We start from the raw sequence: 19,611 nt of genomic DNA on the forward strand, positions 1-19,611 counted from the left end.
CTATTTCAGCCCCAGCTTCTTTTTCATCAACTCATTGAGCGCCTTGGGATTGGCCTTGCCGCCCGAGGCTTTCATCGCCTGCCCCACAAACCATCCCACCATCGTTGGCTTGGCCAAAACCTTGGCAACCTGATCCGGATTGGCGGCAATGATCTCATCAATAATCGCTTCAATCGCGCCGGTATCAGTTACCTGCTTGAGGCCCTTGCGCTCCACCAATTCAGCCGGATCCGCATCCTTTTCATCGCTGAGAATCATCGCCAGCACATCCTTGGCGATCTTGGTCGAAATCGTGTCATTGGCGATCAGATCAACAATTCCTGCAATCTGGCTCGGCGTCACGTGGGTTTCGGCAAAACTGACCTGCTGCGTGTTCGCGTAGGCCGACAAATCCCCCATGATCAGATTGACCACCGCCTTGCCGTCTCGCGCCTTGTCGCCGAACTTGACCGTGGTTTCATAGAAATGGGCCGCGTCGCGGTCCAGCGTCAACACCATCGCATCGTAGGGCGTCACACCATATTCGCTGACAAACCGCGCCCGCTTTTCATCGGGTAGTTCAGGGATATGCGCCGCCAGATCCGCAACAAACGCATCATCAAATTCCAGCGGCAGCAGATCGGGATCGGGAAAATAGCGGTAGTCATGTGCTTCTTCCTTGGACCGCATCGAGCGCGTCTCACCCAACTTTGGATCGAACAGCCGCGTCTCTTGATCAATCGTGCCGCCATCTTCCAAAATATCGATCTGGCGCCGCGCTTCATATTCAATCGCCTGCCCGGCGAACCGCACTGAATTCACGTTCTTGATTTCGCAGCGCGTGCCAAATTCTCCGCCGGGCGCACGCACCGATACATTGACGTCGGCGCGCATAGAGCCCTGTTCCATATTGCCGTCGCAGGTACCCAGATAGCGCAGGATCGTCCGCAATTTGGCGAGATAGGCCTTGGCTTCGTCCGCCGAGCGCAAATCTGGCTTGCTGACAATTTCCATCAGCGCCACACCCGAGCGGTTCAAATCGACAAAGGCTCATATTGGGATGCTGGTCGTGAATGGATTTGCCCGCATCCTGCTCCAGATGCAGCCGCTCGATACCGATTACAATTTCGCCATCGTCCCCCATATCGAGCAAAACTTCGCCCTCGCCCACAATCGGGTCCTTGAACTGGGAAATCTGATAACCCTGTGGCAGGTCCGGATAAAAATAGTTCTTGCGGTCAAAAACCGACCGATTATTGATCACGGCTTTCAGCCCCAGGCCGGTGCGCACGGCCTGGCGCACGCACTCCTCGTTGATCGTGGGCAGCATGCCCGGCATGGCGGAGTCAACGAACGAAACATTCGAATTGGGCGCTTTGCCAAATTCGGTCGATGAGCCCGAAAACAGCTTGCTCTCCGAGGTCACCTGCGCGTGCACTTCCATGCCGATGACAATTTCCCAGTCCCCTGTTGCCCCGGCGATGAAATATTTGGGATTGGGCGTGCGCGTATCGATGAGGCTCATAGTGCCGGAAACCTTGTGTCATTCGGCGGCTCGTATTCAAAGGCTCTTACGAGTCGCACCTTTTCCAATGCGTAGTTCAAACTGTCCGAATGCTTAAGGCCTTGCCAGACAATCTCATACCCCTGTCGGCGATAAAATCGGATCGCGCCAGAATTGCCAGCATAGGTCTCAAGGCTCTGCGAACCTGTGTCCGGCTTTGCCGATATCGTTTTCCAGCTTCACAAGCAAGGCCGCACCAACACCCTGTCTTTGTGCCGATGGCGTCACCCATAGGTCCGAAATTCGAAAATCATCATGTTCGCGTGCGCCCCAACCCAAGGCTCGGTCATCGCACCACGCCACCGTGATCAAATGAGCATAGTCGCGACAAAACTGGAAAAACGCATCCGCCAGCATATCCCTGTCGCTTCGGCCGTCATCAAAATCGGCAAAGGCGCTCGCTGTCCAGGCATCAATGCCAATGGTACTCAGCACCGACGCATCATCAATCGCCGCCAACCGAAGCAAAAATTTCGCCGTCGTCATTCGTCGTCCGCGATCGCCCCCAGAAATGGCGACAGGGGTTTTTCCAACCAAATGCTCAAATAGGCCCGGTGCGCCGGATGATCGGCGGGACGCGACATGATGTGATAGCCCTGCTTTTCGTAAAACCGAACCGCCCGAACATTATCGGCTGGTGTCTCGAGCCGCACCCGATCCGCACCCGACAATTCGATCATCGATTCCATGCGCCGCAACAGCATTGAGCCAATACCATGGCTTTGCATGTCGGGCGTCACAAAGAGGTAAGGAATGTAGGCGCGCCCCGCCAGTCGGGAACACCACCCAACCACTTCGCCCTCCATCTCCGCGACGATAATACGATCAAGCGAAGCATTTACCGCCTGTTTCAGCCGCTGCATCTCGACTTCGCGAAGATTGGGTGCTGGATCCAGCACCGGCAGGATACTGGTTTCCCATGCCTGAAATCCGATATCGATCAGGATCGAGGCATCGGTGGTCTCGGCTTTGCGGATGCTGACGGCCTGCATGCATTCCTCCGCTATCTCGCGCGACGCGCGGCGATAATCCCCTTCTCGTAATTGATGTTCCAGTCGATCAGGGTCCGCCACACAAGTTCAGCCTGATCCTCGTCAAGATCAAGGGCCAAACTGCGCTCCCGTACACGTTCAATGACGGATTCGATCCGCGCCGGGTCGCGCGCCTCGTGCGGATCAGTCTTGATCTCCGCCATTCGCGTGACGTAGCGATGCCGCTCCGCGAACAAATTTAACAAGGCTTGGTCGATTCGGTCGATTTCGAGCCGAACATCGTCCTTGCTTGTGCAGTTGGCGGGCAATTTGGCAGCTGTCACGACATCATCCATGGTCTAGGTCCGGTTCATTGGTGTTGCCAGCTTGCACTGGCACGGCGTCAATTTCAAAATCTTTTACCAAAATACTGGCGGCAACGCGTGTGGGCGCCTATCCTGTCACGGCAACGAAAGCCAATCCGATGTCTAACCAGTCTGAGCCCTGCCGATACCCCGTCCAATAGTTGACGGGGTCTAAACGAACCGGACGCCCCATGCGATTGCTGGCAGCGTCTAAGTTTGTTTGCGCGGAGTTCGGTCGGTGCCCGGTGCCCCCACCCCGCCACACTTGGGCATTTTTTCCAATGGATATATCCAGAGACGAACAGCGGGTGCTGCACGCCCTCGCTCAGGGCGGCCGAATTGCGCTGCTCAAAGACCAAAAAGGCAAGCCCATAGGGCTCGAGTTTTTCAACCGAGAGGGGTGGTTGATGTACAATTGCGACCTGCGCCTATTCAGAAAACTCAAGGCAAAAAAAGCCATCGCATCAGCGAACGGCAACCCCTATCGGATCACAAGACGCGGTCTCGAACTGGTGCGCAGCCAGGTCGACAATCGCTAACGGCGATCTAGTGGCTGGTGGACATCTTGTTCACCAGCTAGATTTAAGCCAGAGGGACCGCTTCAATGCACATATCAGTTCGCACCGGCGCAATAATCTGGCTTTTGACCATCGAGTTTTTCCTTGCCCAGTTTCTGGCGCAGGCCTACTGGCCCGAATTCTCGGTGATCCCCAATGATATAAGCCTGCTGGGTGCAACCATATGCGGGGTTCCAAATCCCGCCCCCGACGGCATCGAATATGTCTGCTCCCCGCTTAACCTCGTCTTCAACATGGGCTTGGCAGTAAATGGCATATTGGTCGTACTCGGCACATGGGCAACGCGCAGCATCTGGCCGCGCGCGCGCCTCACGCTGGCGGGCCTCTGGCTGCTGGCACTGGGTGGCGATGGCGCGTTCGTCGCCGGGATATTCCCCTTTAACGTCAATCAGCCGATTCACGCTCTTGGTGCGACATTCGCCCTGCTGGTCGGCGCATTTGGCTTTATTGTCATGGGCATCGTGACCCGGAAAATTCGCCCGGGCTACGCGCTCTATTCGATTGCCACCGGCCTCATCTGTGCCATCGCCACTGTGCTTTACGGCAGCGAGATCTATCTTGGCCTGGGTCGCGGCGTCATGGAACGCGTCGCCGCCTGGCCAAACACGCTGTGGTACATGGCCACTGGCGCCATGATTCTGCTTGGCCACTTCCGGCCCGAGAACACCCGCGCCACTGCACCAGCCTAGTGCCTGGTCGTGCCGCTCAACGCCATGGCAATATGGTCCCATTCCGCAGAAACGCTTGCCGTAGCGCGCTTCTTGCCAGACCGACGGTACCAGTAATCGGCGTTGCCCATGTCCGCTTCGATCCAGTGCATCAGGGCGTGTACCCAGTCAAACGCCTGCACGCCCTCCATTGACTGCACGATATTGTGCGCCAGTTCCCATTCGGGTCCGACCCGCAGACTGCCCTTTTTCAGCCACCACAGTGCCTGCAGCGGCTTGGACATGTCCTTTGGCGGTTCTGACCAATCGAGGGTGGTGAAAATATCTGTCGCCATTCAATGCACCTGAATTCTCGGGGCAATTCAATTTGCCCACAATAAGATTGCGCCGCACATAGCGTTCATGGCCACCGCAATCAAGTTTACGCCACTATCTCAACCTGGAAATACCCGGATCCCCAACGCCCCAACTATCGCACCCAACTGAGATTCGTTGAGTTTGATCCCGGCAAAACCTTCGAGTGCCGTCACATCAAAACCGCTCAGCACCGCACCGCGCAAATCGGCATTGTCCAGTCGCGCCTGATCCAGAATTGCCCCGGTCAGATCAGCCCGCTGCAGACTGGTACCCACCATACTGCAACGCTTGAAATCAGCCTGCCGAAGGCTGGAGCCATCAAAATCACAGTCGTCAACGCAGACCCGCGCGAAATTGGCATAGTCGAGCGAGCAATCGTTGAATTTGCCGAAAACCGCCACCGAGCGACCGCTCTTGCGGGTAAAGCTGGCATCCTCGAAATCGGCGCCGGATGCCTTGCACCCCTGCATATGCACGGCGTGCAAATTGGCCCCGGCAAACCGGCTCATCGACAGATTACAGTCGGCAAAACTGGCACCGCGCATTTGCGCATCGGCAAAATCGCAGCCCAACCGACGCTCGCTATCAAAAAAGCTGCACTGGGCGAAGCGGGCATTGTTCAGGTCCGCGCCACCGAACCGGCAATCGGTAAAGCTGACCGCTTCAAAGACTGCCTCGTTGAGTTCGGCCTGCAACAGATCGCCCGCCACCAGCGTGCAATTGCGCACGCGGACATCGCCGGACGGCAGGTCACGCCAGTCAATTGCTGACAGGTCATGCCCCTCGACAAAATCACCGGCGCGAACCGCCGCGTCAAATGTCTCCTGGGCGACTACCACCAGGCTTTGGGCGAAAAATCCATCGCTGCGCTGCGCTCGATAACCCGGCCTGCGGCAAACAATGTCTCTTCGTCAAACGGCTTGCCGATCAGTTGCAACCCCAGCGGCAACCCTTTGCCATCCTTACCAGCGGGCACAGCAATGCCCGGCAACCCGGCCATATTGACCGTTACGGTGAAAACGTCATTGAGATACATTTTGACCGGATCAGCAGCCATGGCTTCGTCGCCAATCCCAAACGCCGCCGACGGCGTCGCCGGTGTCAGGATCGTATCCACCCCGGCATTGAACGCTTCCTCAAAATCCCGCTTGATCAGCGTGCGAACCTTTTGCGCCTGCAAATAATAGGCATCATAATAGCCCGCCGACAGCACATAGGTGCCAATCATGATGCGACGCTTGACCTCACGGCCAAATCCGGCGGCCCGCGTCAATTCATACATGTCGGTGATGTCCTTACCCGACACCCTGAGCCCGTATTTCACCCCATCGTAGCGCGCCAGATTGGACGATGCCTCGGCCGGTGCGACGATATAATAGGCCGGCAAGGCATATTTAGTGTGCGGCAGGGAAATGTCCTTGAACGTCGCGCCCTCGGCCTTCAGCCACTCTATCCCCTGCTGCCACAGTGTCTCGATCTCGTCGGGCATGCCATCCATGCGATATTCGCGTGGCACCCCGATGGTCAGCCCCTTGACCCCACGTTCGACCGCTGCCGCGAAATCGGGCACCGCAATATCAACGCTCGTCGAATCTTTTGGATCAAATCCGGACATTGACATCATCATCAGCGCCGCATCTTCTACGGAGCGCGCTATCGGGCCCGCCTGATCCAGCGAGGAGGCAAACGCCACCGTGCCCCAGCGCGAACAGCGCCCATAGGTCGGTTTCATCCCCACCGTGCCGGTAAAGGCCGCGGGTTGGCGGATCGAACCACCAGTGTCGGTGGCCGTCGCCCCGGCACAAAGCCACGCCGAAACCGCCGCTGCCGAACCACCCGACGACCCGCCGGGCACCAGATTGGCATTCGAGCCCTCCGCCCGGAAGGGGCTCACAACCGGTCCATAATACGACGTCTCGTTAGAGGAGCCCATGGCAAACTCGTCCATGTTGAGCTTACCCAGCATCAGCGCGCCATCGCGCCACAGATTGGCGGTGACACTCGATTCATACTCGGGCGTGAACCCATCCAGAATATGGCTGGCCGCCTGCGTATGCACGCCCTTGGTCGCAAATAGGTCCTTGACCCCTAGCGGTATACCTTCAAGCGGCCCCGCCGCGCCCGCCGCCAGTTTGGCATCACTGGCCTTGGCCATCTCCAATGCCTGATCACCCGTCACCGCGACATAGGCGTTCAGCGATGGATTGGCCGCACCAATGGCATCGAGATAGCTGCTGGTCAGTTCGGTAGCGGAAAATTGCTTGTCCAAAAGACCCTTGCGGGCGGCAGCAATGCTTAGCTTGTTCAATTCGCTCAACGGGGTAACTCGCTCAGATTTTCGCAGCGGTGATAAAGTGTGACGCCTGGCGGCAGCGGGTTGGCCTCCGCCTCGCCCGGGTCCGCGCCGCCCAATTGGGCAAACATGGAATCGGACATGGACGTCACTTGAATGGTGTCATCATTGTACCGGCCAATGGCCAGCATGTCGGGATAGTTTTCGCCCGGCGTCTCACACACGGTCGAAACCAGCGTAAACGCATTACCGGGCTTGGTCTTGATATCGAAAAAACTACAGTGAAAATCCAGAGACTGAATGCCCTGGATAAAACTCAGCGTGGTAAAATCCATCTCCTCAAACGCCGCAACGCCTTTGCTCTCCAATAGCGAACACGCCGCCGGATCGCTGGCATAGAGCCGATCCTGCGCCACCGGATCGGTCTGCGCCCATGCAACCCCTGGCAACAGTGCTAATACCAAACCGCCGACAGGCTCGCCTCATGCCGAGACACCTGTCGTAAGCGGCATTTCGTAAAACCGCGACCACTCGCTTGCTGGATAGTCCAGAAACGGCCCGCGCACGCTAAATCCTGCCCCTTCATACAACCGACAGGCGCCAGCGAAACCCGGCCCCTCGCCTGTTTCAAGCATCATCCGGGTCAACCGCTTGTCCCTTGCCAACCCGACAATCGCCGCAAGCAGGGCCGAGCCAACACGCTGCCCGCGCATTGCCGGGACGGTATACATCCGCTTGACCTCGCCCAAGCCATCCCCATGCACCTTGAGCGCGCCAATACCGACCGCCGCGCCGTCCTCAAGCCGCGCTACAAATAGCGTTGTGTCCGCATCGGCCATCTGTTCAACAGTCATCTTGAACTGAAACTGCGGCGGCGATAGCGGCGTCAAATGCGCATTGAGCGCCGCAACGAGCGAACGCACATCGTCCTGCAATGGTGTTTCAATGGCGACGGAAACGGCCATGGCCTATTCCACCACCTTTGGCACCATGAAGAAATTGTCTTCGCTCAGTGGCGCATTGGCGACGATCTTTTCAGGATATCCACCATCGCTGACCACGTCATCCCGGCGCCGCAACGCCATCGGCATAACCGAGGTCATCGGCTCAACCCCGCTCACATCGACCTCTGACAATTGTTCGACGAAGCCCAGAATGGTGTTGAGCTCATCCTGATAGGTGCTCACTTCGCTGTCTTCAATTCTAATCCGGGCAAGACTTCCGATACGCTTGACCGTTGCGGCATCGACCGACATTTTCATCCTCCAGAAAAGGGAGAGTTGCGGCAAATCCGCTTTGATGCGCTTTTAGCAATGCTCCGCCCCAAGTTGCAATGCCTGCATTGTCACCGGTCAGATCTCAACGCCCATTCCGGCCTCCAGCGCCAAAAGGCCACTACCCGCCAGCTGCGCGCTCAAATCCGGCACGGCGACATCAACGTCACCCTCCGTGCCCGCCAGTGCCAACAGGCGCGGCCCGCTGTCGCGCAACACCGCCTGCCCAATCTCGACAAGCGCCGCCCCGTCGCCAAAGATTGCGACCACCGCGTCGCGACCCCAACGCCCAGATCGAGGTGGTACACCACGCGCCATTATTAGTGGCGCCTCCCCGACCGCGTCGACCAGCACGGCATCGCCGTTCAATCGCCAGATCAGCACCGGCGCTATTGCGCCGTCGTCGTCCAGGACTTTTGGCGCCTGCTGTGGCACCCAACCATCAGCATGCGCAGCCGCCAGATCGTCATCAAAACCAAACAATTGATCAGCCCCCGAAACCAGTTCGGTCCGATCAATTCCATTCGGCGCCCCATCGGGATCAAGCACAAGAATTTCGCCGCCAATGTGCACCCGGCTCGTCGTGCCGCCAAACCATGTCAGTTTCATTGCTCTGCCCCGTCGCCAAATCGACCGCAAAACTATAGGAGAGAAACAAGAACTCAAGGCGAACCGCTCATGACCGATGAACCGTCCGAAAATCCGCTCAGCGCCCTGCCGGCTACTGGCAAGCTGCTCGGCCTCGATCTGGGCACCAAAACCATTGGCATCGCAGTGTCAGACGGCATGCGCTATACCGCCACCCCGCTGGAAACCATCAGGCGCACCAAATTTACCGCCGACGCCATTCGCCTTGATGAATTGATCGCCGAGAACATGGCGGTCGGTATTGTCTTGGGCCTACCGCTAAATATGGACGGCAGTGAAGGCCCCCGCGTGCAATCCACCCGCGCCTTTGCCCGCAGCCTCGGTCAACGCATAACACTGCCCATTGTTTTCTGGGACGAACGGCTTTCGACCAGCGCCGTCACCCGCATGATGATCGAGGCTGACATGCGCCGCAACAAGCGCGCCGAAGTCGTCGACAAGGCTCGCCGCCAGCTATATTTTGCAGGGTGCGTTGGACCGTCTGCGTCGGGGATAATTTTGCGCGCCAGTTGAAAATGCCCTTTCCCTCGTTTAGACCGCAACAAATCAGAGGGATAGAGGCGCATGGCTCAATCACGCTCAAGCAAAGCTTCAAGCGCCGCTGCTGGTTCGACTGGCGATTATCCTCCATTCAGTCAGCGCCATCTGTTGTCCATTGCTGATCTTCAGCCCTATGAGATCATTGACCTGCTGGATCGCGCCGAAAAAATGGTGCCGATCTCGCGTCAGGAGCGAAAGTCCCACCCGACATTGGCGGGCAAGACCCAGATCAATCTGTTTTTCGAATCCTCGACTCGCACACAAGGCTCGTTTGAAATTGCCGGCAAGCGCCTTGGCGCGCTCGTCATGAACATGGCGGTCAAAACCTCCTCGCTGTCCAAGGGCGAAACACTGATCGATACCGCAGCAACCCTTAATGCCATGCGCCCCGACGTCATCGTGGTGCGCCACTCGGCAGCCGGCGCCGTCGAACTGCTTAGCCAGAAAGTGGGCTGCGCGGTCATCAATGCCGGGGACGGCGCCCATGAACACCCTACCCAGGCGCTGCTCGACGCCCTGACAATTCGCCGCCAAAAAGGCCGCATATCTGGCCTTACAGTCGCCATCTGCGGCGATATCGCCAATTCTCGCGTTGTGCGATCCAACCTGTTGTTGCTCGGCGCGCTCAATGTGCGCACCCGTGTTATCGCCCCTCGCAATCTCTTGCCCGCCGGTATTGAACATCTCGCAACCGAAGTTTTCACCGACATGCGAAAGGGCCTTGAAGGCGCCGACGTCGTCATGATGCTGCGCCTGCAACACGAGCGCGCCACTGGCAGAATGATCCCCTCGGTGCGCGAATATTACCGCTTCTATGGTCTCGATGCCGAAAAGCTTGCCTTCGCCAAACCCGACGCCATTGTCATGCATCCCGGTCCCATGAACCGGGGCGTCGAGATCGATCCGGCGATTGCCGACGGTCCGGCGGCCGTAATTACCGAGCAGGTGGAAATGGGCGTCGCCGTGCGCATGGCCGTGCTCGATGCCTTGCTCCCGGCAGGAGACAACACCCCATGACCCAGCCCCTGCTCATTGAAAACGCCCGCATCATTGATCCCGCCAGTGGCATGGATCATCGTGGCGCTGTTCTCATCGAAAACGGCCTCATCGCCGACCTGTCGACCGGCGGCCCGGTTGGCGTGCCCGATGGCGCCGAAGTCGTCAACGCCAAGGGTCTGGTCTTGGCGCCCGGCCTGATTGACATGCGCGTCTTCACCGGCGAACCGGGCAAGGAATATCGCGAAACCCTGGCTTCTGCCGGTCAGGCCGCCGCAGCCGGGGGCATTACCAGCTTCGTTGTGATGCCCGATACCACCCCGCCTGTCGATGATGGGGCGTTGGTCGATTTTCTCCTGCGCCGCGCCAAGGCAACCTCGGCGGTCAATATCCTGCCCGCCGCCGCCATCACCAAAGGCCTTGAAGGTAAGGACATGACCGAATTCGGTCTCCTCAAGGAAGCAGGCGCCGTGTGCCTGTCGGACGGGCGCAAATCGATCCAGTCCACCGCGCTCCTGCGCACCGCGTTCAGTTACGCGGCCAACTATGACATGACGATTGTCCACCACCTTTGTGATACCGATCTTGCTGGTAATGGCGTGATGAACGAAGGTCTGTTTGCCACCATTCTGGGTCTCATGGGCATCCCCATTGAGGCCGAAACCATTCCCTTGGCGCGCGACCTGCAATTAGCGCTGCTGACCGATGTGCGCTATCACGCCGCCCAGATTTCAACCGCTTATTCGGTCGAACTGGTCGCCGCGGCGAAAAAACGCTCCAAACGCATCACCTGCGGTGTTTCAATCAATAATCTCGCCCTCAATGAAAATGACATTGGGCGCTATCGGACCTTTTTCAAACTCTCGACGCCATTGCGTTGCGAGGACGAGCGCCAGGCTGTCATTGATGGGCTCCGCAACGGCACCATTGACACCATCCATTCGGACCACGACCCTCAGGACGTGGAAGTCAAGCGCCAGCCATTCGCGGAGGCATCTGATGGTGCCATCGGCCTTGAAACCCTTTTGGCAGCTGCCCTGCGCCTCGTCCATTCCGACGATGTGGACATCAAGACCATTCTCCGCGCCATGACATCCCGCCCCGCTGAAATCCTCGGGCTAGACAGTGGCCGCATTGCCAAGGGCGCGCCAGCTGACGTAATTTTATTCGATCTCGACTACCCTTGGCAGGTCACCGAAACACAAATTCGCTCGCGCTCGCGCAATACCAGCTTTGAAGGCGCCAGACTTGCGGGCAAAGTCATGCGCACCATTGTGGGCGGCCAAACCGTCTTCAGCCATGAGACGGAGACAGCGACGTGATCATGAACTTCATCATTGCAGCAGTAATCGGCTATTTGTGCGGCAGCATCCCCTTCGGATTGCTCCTGACGCGCGCGGCCGGTCTCGGCGACATCCGCTCCATCGGCTCAGGCAATATTGGCGCCACTAACGTCCTGCGCACCGGCAACCGCTGGATCGCGTTCTTTACATTGGTGTTTGACGCCAGCAAGGCCGCCCTGCCCGTGCTGTTTGCACAATATTACTGGGGCGATCAGGCCGCCATGCTTGCCGGCATCGGCGCCTTTCTGGGCCATTGTTTTCCTGTCTGGCTCAACTTCAAGGGCGGCAAGGGTGTATCCTGCTTTATCGGCATTTTACTAGCGCTCTCATGGCCCGTCGCATTGATTTTCTGCGCCGTTTGGCTGGTAATCGCTTTCGCACAAAAAATGTCCTCGCTGGCGGCATTGACCGCTGCGGCCACCGCACCAGTCTTTGCCTATGTGGTCAACGACGAATGGCTAGCCGCCACGGCCGGTGTTTTGGCCGTCATTCTGTTCATCCAGCACCGCACCAATCTGGCGCGCCTGCTGCGCGGCACTGAACCCAAAATCGGTTCTGACAAGAAGGCACAATGAATTGGCCTCGCTGCCAACTCAGGCAAGTCTGACGCTCGCCCAGCAAACCGCATGGCTGCGCCTGATCCGCACCGAAAATGTTGGCCCGGTCACTTTTCGACAGTTGCTCAACCGTTTCGGCTCCGCCGACGCCGCGCTCGAAGCCCTGCCTCGACTGGTCAAAAATACGGGCAAGACGCCGCGTATCACCACGCTGACCGCCGCCGAAGACGAGATTGCCGGTCTGCAAAAATACGGCGGGCGACTGGTCACTACCGCTGATAGCGCCTATCCGCCATTGCTGCGCCATATCGCTGGCGCACCGCCCTTGCTGACCATGATCGGTGGTAAAGACCTGGAATGGCAACGCACTGTCGGCATTGTCGGGGCCCGCAATGCCTCCGCCGCAGGCATCAAGATGACCCGCCTGCTGTGCCAGGATCTGGGCGCCCACGGATACACGATTATCTCTGGGCTGGCCCGCGGCATCGACGCTGCCGCCCATAAAGCCGCGCTGCACACCGGCACCGTCGCCGCGCTTGCGGGTGGCCTCGACAAGATCTATCCCGACGACAATATCCCGCTCGCCCACGACATTATCGACAGTGGCGGCGCTCTCTTGACCGAAATGCCCCTGGGCTGGGAACCGCGTGCCCGTGACTTCCCACGCCGCAACCGGCTGGTATCGGGCATGTCCCTGGGAATTGTTGTTGTTGAAGCGGCCAAGCGGTCAGGTTCACTCATCACCGCCCGACTGGCGCTGGAACAGAACCGCGATGTTTTCGCCGTGCCCGGCTCCCCGCTCGATCCGCGCGCCGAAGGTGGCAACGCCCTGATCCAGCAGGGTGCCAGGCTCATAGTCGGTGCCAATGATATTGTCGAAACGCTCAACCTTGCCGACCCTGTGCGCGCCGGACTGTTTGATCGCGAGTGGGAACCAGATGCGGGCATCGGCCAACCGCTGGACTACACCGAACCAACACCCGATGATCTGACACGGCTGCGCACCGCGCTCAGCACTACTCCGGTTGAAGTTGATGAATTGGTCCAGCAGTCATGCCTGCCGGTTGGTACCGTCCAGATGCTATTGCTCGAACTTGACCTCTCGGGTCAACTCGAATGGTCGAGTGGCCAATTGGTGGCGCTGCGCCCATAGCCGCAGCGCCGATTTGTTACCGGCCGCCCTCATACTTGCGATGGCGCTGTGCAATCCCGGCCTTGCCATAGGGATATTCGCGCATCTGCGGCGTACTGACCTCAGTTAGCCGCGATATATCCGCCGCACTCAAGGTCAGCTTGTCAGCCGCCAGATTGTCCGCCAACTGTTCTTGCGTCCGCGCACCTAAAATAACCGAGGTCACGGCCGGTTGCACCGCCACCCATTTGAGCGCCACTTGGGCCGCACTCACGCCATGCGCCTTGGCAATCTCAGCAACTGTATCAATCACCTGCCATGTGCGTTCCTCGGCATTGCGCTGCTCATAGGCTTCCATCCCCCGTTTGGGGTTTTCACCCAATCGCGTCGCCCCGGTTGGCGTCTGGTTGCGCTTGTATTTACCAGACAGCCACCCACCACCCAGCGGTGACCATGGTAACAGCCCGACCTGCGCATCCAGCGCTGCAGGCACAATTTCATGCTCGATATCACGCACCAGCAGATTATATTGCGGCTGCAACGTCACTGGCGCGGCAAACCCCTGCGCCTTGGCCAGATGAACTGCCTTTGTCAATTGCCAACCCAGATAGTTGGAAAACCCGTAATAGGCGATCTTGCCGTTGCGCACCGCATCGTCCAGAAACCGCAGCGTCTCTTCGAGTGGCGTCAGGACGTCGAATGCATGCATCTGATAGAGGTCGATCCGTTCCACCCCCAACCGCTTGAGTGAGGCATCGAGCGCCACGCCCAGATGGCGCCGTGACAGCCCCAGATCGTTTGGCCCATCCCCCATCGGGAAACGCCCTTTGGTCGCCACAACCATCTGCTCAGCCACCGATTTGCGATCCTTGAGCCAGCGCCCGACGATCGCCTCAGACGCGCCCTTGCTGTAGACATCGGCGGTATCGATGAAATTGCCGCCGGCGGCCGCATAGTCATCAAGCTGGGCAAATGAGGTGGCTTCGTCCGCCTCCGCCCCAAAGGTCATCGTCCCGATTGCATAGGCGGACACCACTGTCCCGCTATTGCCGAGTTTGCGATATTCCATATCAAATCCTCCAAGATTTTCGCCCGCAGCCGCCACAACAGCCAGGGCACAAGCGCGATAGCGGCGCGAGCCGGAGGCTGGTGTCAAGCGATGTACACTGGGGACGGCGCAGAAATGGCGCTATCCCAGTTCAGCACAATTGTTGCCGTTCTGGCAAGACCTCCTCCCCAAAGGGGAGCGCCCGACAACCGCTCCCGCCTCGGCATTGCCCCCGTTGACACTGCCGCACTCCTTCACCATGTTGCGCCCAACTTCAAGTTGCGTTGCGGATTGGGATCGGTATGAAGGTCGTCATCGTTGAAAGTCCGGCTAAGGCCAAGACAATCAACAAATATTTGGGTTCAGACTACGAGGTTCTGGCCTCGTTCGGCCATGTCCGCGACCTGCCGGCCAAGGATGGCTCCGTCCGTCCCGACGAAGATTTCGCCATGTCGTGGGAAGTCGACACCGCCTCCCGCAAGCGCCTGACTGACATTTCCAAGGCCCTCAAGGGCGCCGACGAACTGATTTTGGCGACTGACCCTGACCGCGAGGGAGAAGCGATTTCCTGGCATGTGCTCGACGTGCTGCGCCAGAAAAAGGCGATCAAGAAGGATGTGCCGGTTCGCCGCGTCCTGTTCAACGCCATCACCAAGTCCGCCATCACCGAGGCGATGCAGCACCCGCGCGACATCGACCAGCCGCTGGTCGATGCTTACCTCGCTCGCCGCGCCCTCGATTATCTCGTTGGCTTCACCCTGTCGCCGATACTCTGGCGCAAATTGCCCGGCTCGCGCTCAGCTGGCCGCGTGCAGTCGGTTGCGCTGCGCCTCGTTTGCGATCGCGAAGCCGAAATCGAAAAATTCAGGCCCGAAGAATATTGGTCTGTCGCCGCAAAACTCAGCCAGGCAGGCAAGACATTCGAGGCCCGGCTCTATTCTGCCGATGGCAAGAAAACCGACAAGGCTCGCCGTCAAGAACGCCGCCGAGGCGGAATCCCTCAAAACCGCCATTGCCAGCGGCAATTTTGTCATTTCCAATGTCGAGAAAAAGCCCACCAAGCGCAATCCCTACGCGCCTTTTACCACCTCGAGCCTTCAGCAGGACGCATCCTCCCGGCTTGGCCTGTCGCCCTCGCGCTCCATGCAGATCGCCCAACGCCTCTATGAAGAGGGGTTGATCACGTACATGCGGACGGACGCCGTGCAGATGGCGCCCGAAGGCATTGCCATGGCCCGCAGCGCCATCGCCAAGGAATTTGGCAATGAATACCTGCCCGAAAAAGCGCGCATCTATCAGACCAAGGCCAAGAACGCCCAAGAGGCGCACGAGGCCATTCGGCCCACTGACATGTTCAAGCATCCCGACACACTGCGTCTGGATGCTGATCAGAAAAAACTATATGGTCTGATCTGGCGCCGCACCTTGGCCAGCCAGATGAAATCGGCTGAAATCGCGCGCACCACCGCTGACATCGACGTCAATGCGCCCAGCCGCGCCATCGAACTGCGCGCCATCGGCTCCGTAGTCACCTTTCCCGGATTTCTCGCCCTGTATGGCGTCGAAGCCAAGGATGACAATGATGACAGTGACGACGAGGACAGCCGCGAACTACCCGCCTTGGCCGTTGGCGACCAGCCCGATCTGAAAACTGTCGACATCGACCAGCATTTCACCCAGCCACCGGCCCGTTTTTCCGAAGCCAGCCTGATCAAGAAGATGGAAGAATTGGGCATTGGTCGGCCCTCGACCTATGCCGCCACGCTCACCACGCTCAAGGATCGCGACTATGTGCGCCTTGAGGGCAAGGCTCTGCATCCCGAAGATCGGGGCCGTATTGTTACCGCTTTCCTGTCCAGCTTTTTTGCCCGCTATGTCGAATTCGGCTTCACCGCCGGACTTGAAGAGCAATTGGACAAAATCTCCGCTGGCGATCTCGACTACAAGACGGTTCTGCGCGAGTTCTGGGAAGAATTCTCCCGCCACACCACTGAAATCAAGGATTTGCGCGTCACCGAGGTGCTCGATGCCCTCAATGACCTGCTCGAAGACCGTATTTTTCCGGTCAAGGAAGATGGTTCGGATCGACGTCTCTGCCCCACCTGCGGCGAGGGCCAGTTGTCGCTCAAACTCGGAAAGTACGGCGCTTTCATTGGCTGCTCCAATTATCCTGAGTGCAAGCACACCATGCAACTCTCCGATGCTGCCTCCGGCCAGTCCTCCGAAGCCGCAATTGGCGATGGCGTCTTGGGCGCCGATCCCGAAAGCGGCGAAGAAGTATTGCTCAGGACCGGCCGCTTCGGTCCCTATGTGCAATTGGGTAATGAAAAAGCGCCAAAACGCTCATCAATTCCAAAAGGCTGGGACGCTGCCACCCTCACGCTCGAAAAGGCACTGCAATTACTCAGCCTGCCGCGCGATGTCGGCAACCACCCTGAAACTGGCTTGCCCATTTCCGCCGGTCTTGGTCGTTATGGTCCCTTCATCCTGCATGATGGCAAATATGCCAACCTGCCCGATGTTGAGGAAATTTTTTCGGTCGGGCTCAATCGCGCCGTTGATCTCCTGGCTCAAAAGGCCGCCAATGGCTTCAAGCGTGGCGGTGCCGTTACCGCCATCCAGACATTTGCCGATGCACCGGGCGGCCCGATCACCGTACGCGACGGTCGCTATGGCCCCTATGTCAATCAGGGCAAGGTCAACGCCACCATTCCCAAGGACATCGCCCCCACAAACGTGACCCAGGAACAGGCTGTTGAGTGGATCACCGCCCGCGCCGCGGCCACAGGTGGAAAATCGCGAAAGGCACCGGCCAAAAAAGCCGTCAAAAAACCGGCAACGAAAAAAACCACGGCCAAGTCGGCCACCGCCAAAAAACCCGCAGCGAAAAAATCGCCCGCCAAAAAATCTGCCACTGCCGTCAGCGACTAACACGGCGGCTATCGCACCTCGACAAATTGGCGAATCTGGAACGGATGCCCTATCTATGGGCTCCATTCATCTGAAAGCCATCCATGTCCAAGCCACCCACCAAATCAAAATCGTCCAGCGGCCCCAAGCGCGCCCGATTGATTGCAGCGGGTGACCTGCCAACGCGCGAGCAGGTTCTTGAGGCAATGGCCCGCGATCCCGATATCAAGGGCAAACGCGATCTAGCCAAAATCTTTGGTATTCGCGGCGACATGCGCACCGCATTCAAGGCCATGCTCAAGGATCTTGAAGGCGAAGGCATCATTACCCGGACCCGAAAAACCCTGCGCCGCACCGCCGCCCTGCCCCCCGTGACCGTCCTGGATATTCCCAGCGACGCCGACCCCGACGATCTGCACGCATTCCCGGCTCAATGGAATGAGGATGAAGGCGAAAAGCCCCGCGTCAGCGTTTTGCAACCCACGGGCGCTCGGGTCGTGCCCGGTCCCGGCGACCGGATATTGGCTCGCATCAGCGCAAGCGAAGGCGCAGTGCCGGTCTACACAGCCAAGCCCATGAAAATACTCGACAAACCACGTCGGGGCACAATTGGCATCGTGCGCATGGACGACGATGGCGCGCGGCTGATCCCGGTGGATCGAAAATCCAAGGAAATGCGCATCCAGCAAGGCGATTTGGCCGATGCCAGGGATGGCGATCTGGTCGAAGTTGAGGTCAAGCTGGCCGGGCGCCTGATGATCCCACGCGCCAGGGTAACCGCCGTTGTCGGCAATCCAATGTCCGAAGGCGCTGTCAGCCTCATCGCCATTCACAATCTGGAAATCCCCTTTCATTTTCCCGCCGCAGTCTTGCGCGACGCCGAGGCGGCAACCGACGCGACGCTCAAGGGCCGCGAGGACTGGCGTGACATCCCCTTTGTCACCATCGATCCTGCCGACGCCAAGGATCACGACGACGCGGTCTTTGCCGAGCCCGATACTGATCCTGCCAACCCTGGCGGCTTTATTGTCCTCGTCGCCATTGCCGATGTTGCCGCCTATGTGCAGCCGGGTAGCCTTTTGGATCGCGAAGCCTATTTGCGCGGCAACTCGGTCTATTTCCCCGACCGGGTGGTACCAATGCTGCCTGAGCGGATATCAACCGATCTGTGCTCGCTCAAACAAGGTGTCGCCCGCCCGGCGCTGGCCGTTCGCATCACCCTCGGGGCCGATGGTCGCAAGAAAACGCACAGTTTTCACCGCGTCCTCATCCGCTCGGCAGCCAAACTGAGCTATCAGCAGGCGCAGGCTGCCATTGATGGCCAGCCCGATGATCAGACGGGCCCCTTGCTGGAGCCGATCCTGAAACCGCTTTGGGCGGCCTATGCCGCCATGGCAAAAGCGCGGGACAAGCGCGGCCCGCTCGATCTGGACTTGCCCGAGCGCAAAATCATTCTCGATGAAAATGGCCTGGTCGCCCGTGTCCATGTCCCTGACCGGGTCGATGCCCACCGGTTGATCGAAGAAATGATGATTGCCGCCAACGTAGCGGCGGCCGAAACCCTTGAGAAAAAACAGACCCCGTTGCTTTTCCGGGTTCATGATGCCCCCAGCAGTGAAAAACTGATGGCCTTGCGAGAATTTCTCGGCACGCTGGATATTGCCGTCAAAAAATCCGACGCGGTTCGACCAAGCGATTTCAATGGCATCCTGCATCAGGCCCGCAAGGCTGGCAACGTTCAGCAGGTGTCCGAAATGGTATTGCGCAGTCAGGCGCAGGCAGAATACTCACCGGAAAATTACGGCCATTTCGGTCTGAACCTTGATCACTACGCTCACTTTACCTCCCCGATCCGTCGCTATGCCGATCTCATTGTGCATCGCGGTCTGATCACAGCGCTCGATTTTGGCGATGATGGCCTGAGCGACGTCGAGGCAACGAAACTGGCGGGTATCGCCCAGCATATTTCGGCCACCGAACGACGTGCCATGATTGCCGAGCGCGAAACCAATGATCGGCTCTTGGCGCAGTTCCTGGCTAGCCAGATCGGCGCTCGCTTTGAAGGCCGCATTTCGGGGGTCACCCGTTCGGGACTGTTTGTCCGCCTTCGGGAAACCGGTGCCGATGGCTTTATTCCCGCCTCGACCCTCGGGCAGGACTTTTATCGCTATATCGAGGACCAACAGGCCATGATCGGCGATCGAACCGGGGAAAAATTTGCACTGGGCGACGACGTCACTGTCCGCCTGCTGGAAGCCGCGCCTGTTGCGGGTGCCTTGCGGTTCGAGCTATTATCGGAGGGAAGCCGCGTCAATCCGTCATCTTCTCGCCGCGGCACCAAACGACCATCTAAATCTTACGGTCCGCGCGGCCGCAAAAAGAGGTGAT

18 protein-coding genes and 3 pseudogenes are annotated in these 19,611 nt (G+C 58.7%); 9 read left to right on the plus strand and 12 right to left on the minus strand.

The genetic code is table 11. The features are described from left to right. From gatB to PSQ19_RS04470, 4 genes and pseudogenes are all read right to left on the minus strand, one after another. Window positions 1-1,504: pseudogene (gene gatB, locus PSQ19_RS04455) on the minus strand (Asp-tRNA(Asn)/Glu-tRNA(Gln) amidotransferase subunit GatB). 168 nt (window positions 1,505-1,672) lie between these two features. Then, complete coding sequence (locus PSQ19_RS04460; protein WP_282219776.1) at window positions 1,673-2,029, minus strand: GNAT family N-acetyltransferase; 357 nt, start codon at window positions 2,027-2,029, stop codon at window positions 1,673-1,675. Continuing rightward, window positions 2,026-2,535: a GNAT family N-acetyltransferase gene (locus tag PSQ19_RS04465; protein ID WP_282219777.1), complete on the minus strand. Its 510-nt coding sequence runs from the start codon at window positions 2,533-2,535 to the stop codon at window positions 2,026-2,028. The genes PSQ19_RS04460 and PSQ19_RS04465 overlap by 4 nt, the downstream gene beginning before the upstream one ends. Before the next feature lie 11 nt (window positions 2,536-2,546). After that, window positions 2,547-2,870 carry a chorismate mutase gene (locus PSQ19_RS04470; protein ID WP_282219778.1) on the minus strand — a complete coding sequence of 108 codons (324 nt, stop codon included), beginning with the start codon at window positions 2,868-2,870 and terminating at the stop codon, window positions 2,547-2,549. A 290-nt stretch (window positions 2,871-3,160) separates the two neighbouring features. Between PSQ19_RS04470 and PSQ19_RS04475 the strand changes: the two genes are divergently transcribed. Beyond that, complete coding sequence (locus tag PSQ19_RS04475; protein ID WP_282219779.1) at window positions 3,161-3,418, plus strand: YjhX family toxin; 258 nt, start codon at window positions 3,161-3,163, stop codon at window positions 3,416-3,418. Window positions 3,419-3,483: 65 nt separating this feature from the next. Next, on the plus strand, window positions 3,484-4,146 hold the full coding sequence (locus tag PSQ19_RS04480; RefSeq protein WP_282219780.1) for a DUF998 domain-containing protein: 663 nt from the start codon (window positions 3,484-3,486) through the stop codon (window positions 4,144-4,146). On the opposite strand, the gene PSQ19_RS04485 is transcribed toward PSQ19_RS04480, so the two are convergent. The 7 genes from PSQ19_RS04485 to PSQ19_RS04515 all read right to left on the minus strand — a co-directional run bounded on the left by PSQ19_RS04485 (window position 4,143) and on the right by PSQ19_RS04515 (window position 8,658). Beyond that, the gene (locus PSQ19_RS04485) at window positions 4,143-4,460 is read right to left on the minus strand and encodes a hypothetical protein (protein WP_282219781.1); all 318 of its coding nucleotides are present in this window, start codon (window positions 4,458-4,460) and stop codon (window positions 4,143-4,145) included. The genes PSQ19_RS04480 and PSQ19_RS04485 overlap by 4 nt on opposite strands. A 99-nt stretch (window positions 4,461-4,559) precedes the next feature. Continuing rightward, complete coding sequence (locus tag PSQ19_RS04490) at window positions 4,560-5,321, minus strand: pentapeptide repeat-containing protein (protein WP_282219782.1); 762 nt, start codon at window positions 5,319-5,321, stop codon at window positions 4,560-4,562. Beyond that, the gene (gatA, locus tag PSQ19_RS04495; RefSeq protein ID WP_282219783.1) at window positions 5,315-6,799 is read right to left on the minus strand and encodes an Asp-tRNA(Asn)/Glu-tRNA(Gln) amidotransferase subunit GatA; all 1,485 of its coding nucleotides are present in this window, start codon (window positions 6,797-6,799) and stop codon (window positions 5,315-5,317) included. The genes PSQ19_RS04490 and gatA overlap by 7 nt, the downstream gene beginning before the upstream one ends. After that, the gene (locus tag PSQ19_RS04500) at window positions 6,796-7,224 is read right to left on the minus strand and encodes a hypothetical protein (protein WP_282219784.1); all 429 of its coding nucleotides are present in this window, start codon (window positions 7,222-7,224) and stop codon (window positions 6,796-6,798) included. The genes gatA and PSQ19_RS04500 overlap by 4 nt, the downstream gene beginning before the upstream one ends. Window positions 7,225-7,257: 33 nt before the next feature. Next, window positions 7,258-7,740, minus strand: coding sequence for a GNAT family N-acetyltransferase (locus PSQ19_RS04505; protein ID WP_282219785.1), 483 nt, complete (start codon window positions 7,738-7,740; stop codon window positions 7,258-7,260). Between the two features lie 3 nt (window positions 7,741-7,743). After that, entirely contained in the window at window positions 7,744-8,031 is a 288-nt protein-coding gene (gatC, locus tag PSQ19_RS04510) for an Asp-tRNA(Asn)/Glu-tRNA(Gln) amidotransferase subunit GatC (RefSeq protein WP_282219786.1), read from the minus strand. Between the two features lie 96 nt (window positions 8,032-8,127). Further along, on the minus strand, window positions 8,128-8,658 hold the full coding sequence (locus tag PSQ19_RS04515; RefSeq protein WP_282219787.1) for a hypothetical protein: 531 nt from the start codon (window positions 8,656-8,658) through the stop codon (window positions 8,128-8,130). 69 nt (window positions 8,659-8,727) lie between these two features. On the opposite strand from PSQ19_RS04515, the pseudogene ruvX reads away from it, so the two are divergent. The 5 genes and pseudogenes from ruvX (at window position 8,728) to dprA (ending at window position 13,286) form a co-directional block, all read left to right on the plus strand. Beyond that, window positions 8,728-9,193: pseudogene (gene ruvX / locus PSQ19_RS04520) on the plus strand (Holliday junction resolvase RuvX). Between the two features lie 68 nt (window positions 9,194-9,261). Next, a complete protein-coding gene (locus PSQ19_RS04525) occupies window positions 9,262-10,254 on the plus strand; it encodes an aspartate carbamoyltransferase catalytic subunit (RefSeq protein WP_282219788.1) in 993 nt (330 codons plus the stop codon). Further along, complete coding sequence (gene pyrC, locus PSQ19_RS04530; protein ID WP_282219789.1) at window positions 10,251-11,555, plus strand: dihydroorotase; 1,305 nt, start codon at window positions 10,251-10,253, stop codon at window positions 11,553-11,555. Before PSQ19_RS04525 ends, pyrC begins: the two co-directional genes overlap by 4 nt. 2 nt (window positions 11,556-11,557) lie before the next feature. Further along, complete coding sequence (plsY, locus tag PSQ19_RS04535; RefSeq protein WP_282219790.1) at window positions 11,558-12,151, plus strand: glycerol-3-phosphate 1-O-acyltransferase PlsY; 594 nt, start codon at window positions 11,558-11,560, stop codon at window positions 12,149-12,151. 1 nt (window position 12,152) lies between these two features. Then, window positions 12,153-13,286, plus strand: coding sequence for a DNA-processing protein DprA (gene dprA, locus PSQ19_RS04540; RefSeq protein WP_282219791.1), 1,134 nt, complete (start codon window positions 12,153-12,155; stop codon window positions 13,284-13,286). 16 nt (window positions 13,287-13,302) lie between these two features. On the opposite strand, the gene PSQ19_RS04545 is transcribed toward dprA, so the two are convergent. Continuing rightward, window positions 13,303-14,334 (minus strand): aldo/keto reductase, encoded by a 1,032-nt coding sequence (locus PSQ19_RS04545; RefSeq protein ID WP_282219792.1) that lies wholly within the window; start codon window positions 14,332-14,334, stop codon window positions 13,303-13,305. Between the two features lie 281 nt (window positions 14,335-14,615). Here PSQ19_RS04545 and topA point away from each other — a divergent pair. Continuing rightward, window positions 14,616-17,244, plus strand: a pseudogene (gene topA, locus PSQ19_RS04550) (type I DNA topoisomerase). An 83-nt stretch (window positions 17,245-17,327) separates the two neighbouring features. Beyond that, window positions 17,328-19,610: a ribonuclease R gene (rnr, locus tag PSQ19_RS04555; protein ID WP_282219793.1), complete on the plus strand. Its 2,283-nt coding sequence runs from the start codon at window positions 17,328-17,330 to the stop codon at window positions 19,608-19,610. Window position 19,611: the final 1 nt, after the last annotated feature.

The sequence above is a fragment of the Devosia algicola genome (genome assembly GCF_028816455.1).
In the GTDB taxonomy this organism is placed as follows: Bacteria; Pseudomonadota; Alphaproteobacteria; order Rhizobiales; family Devosiaceae; genus Devosia; species Devosia algicola.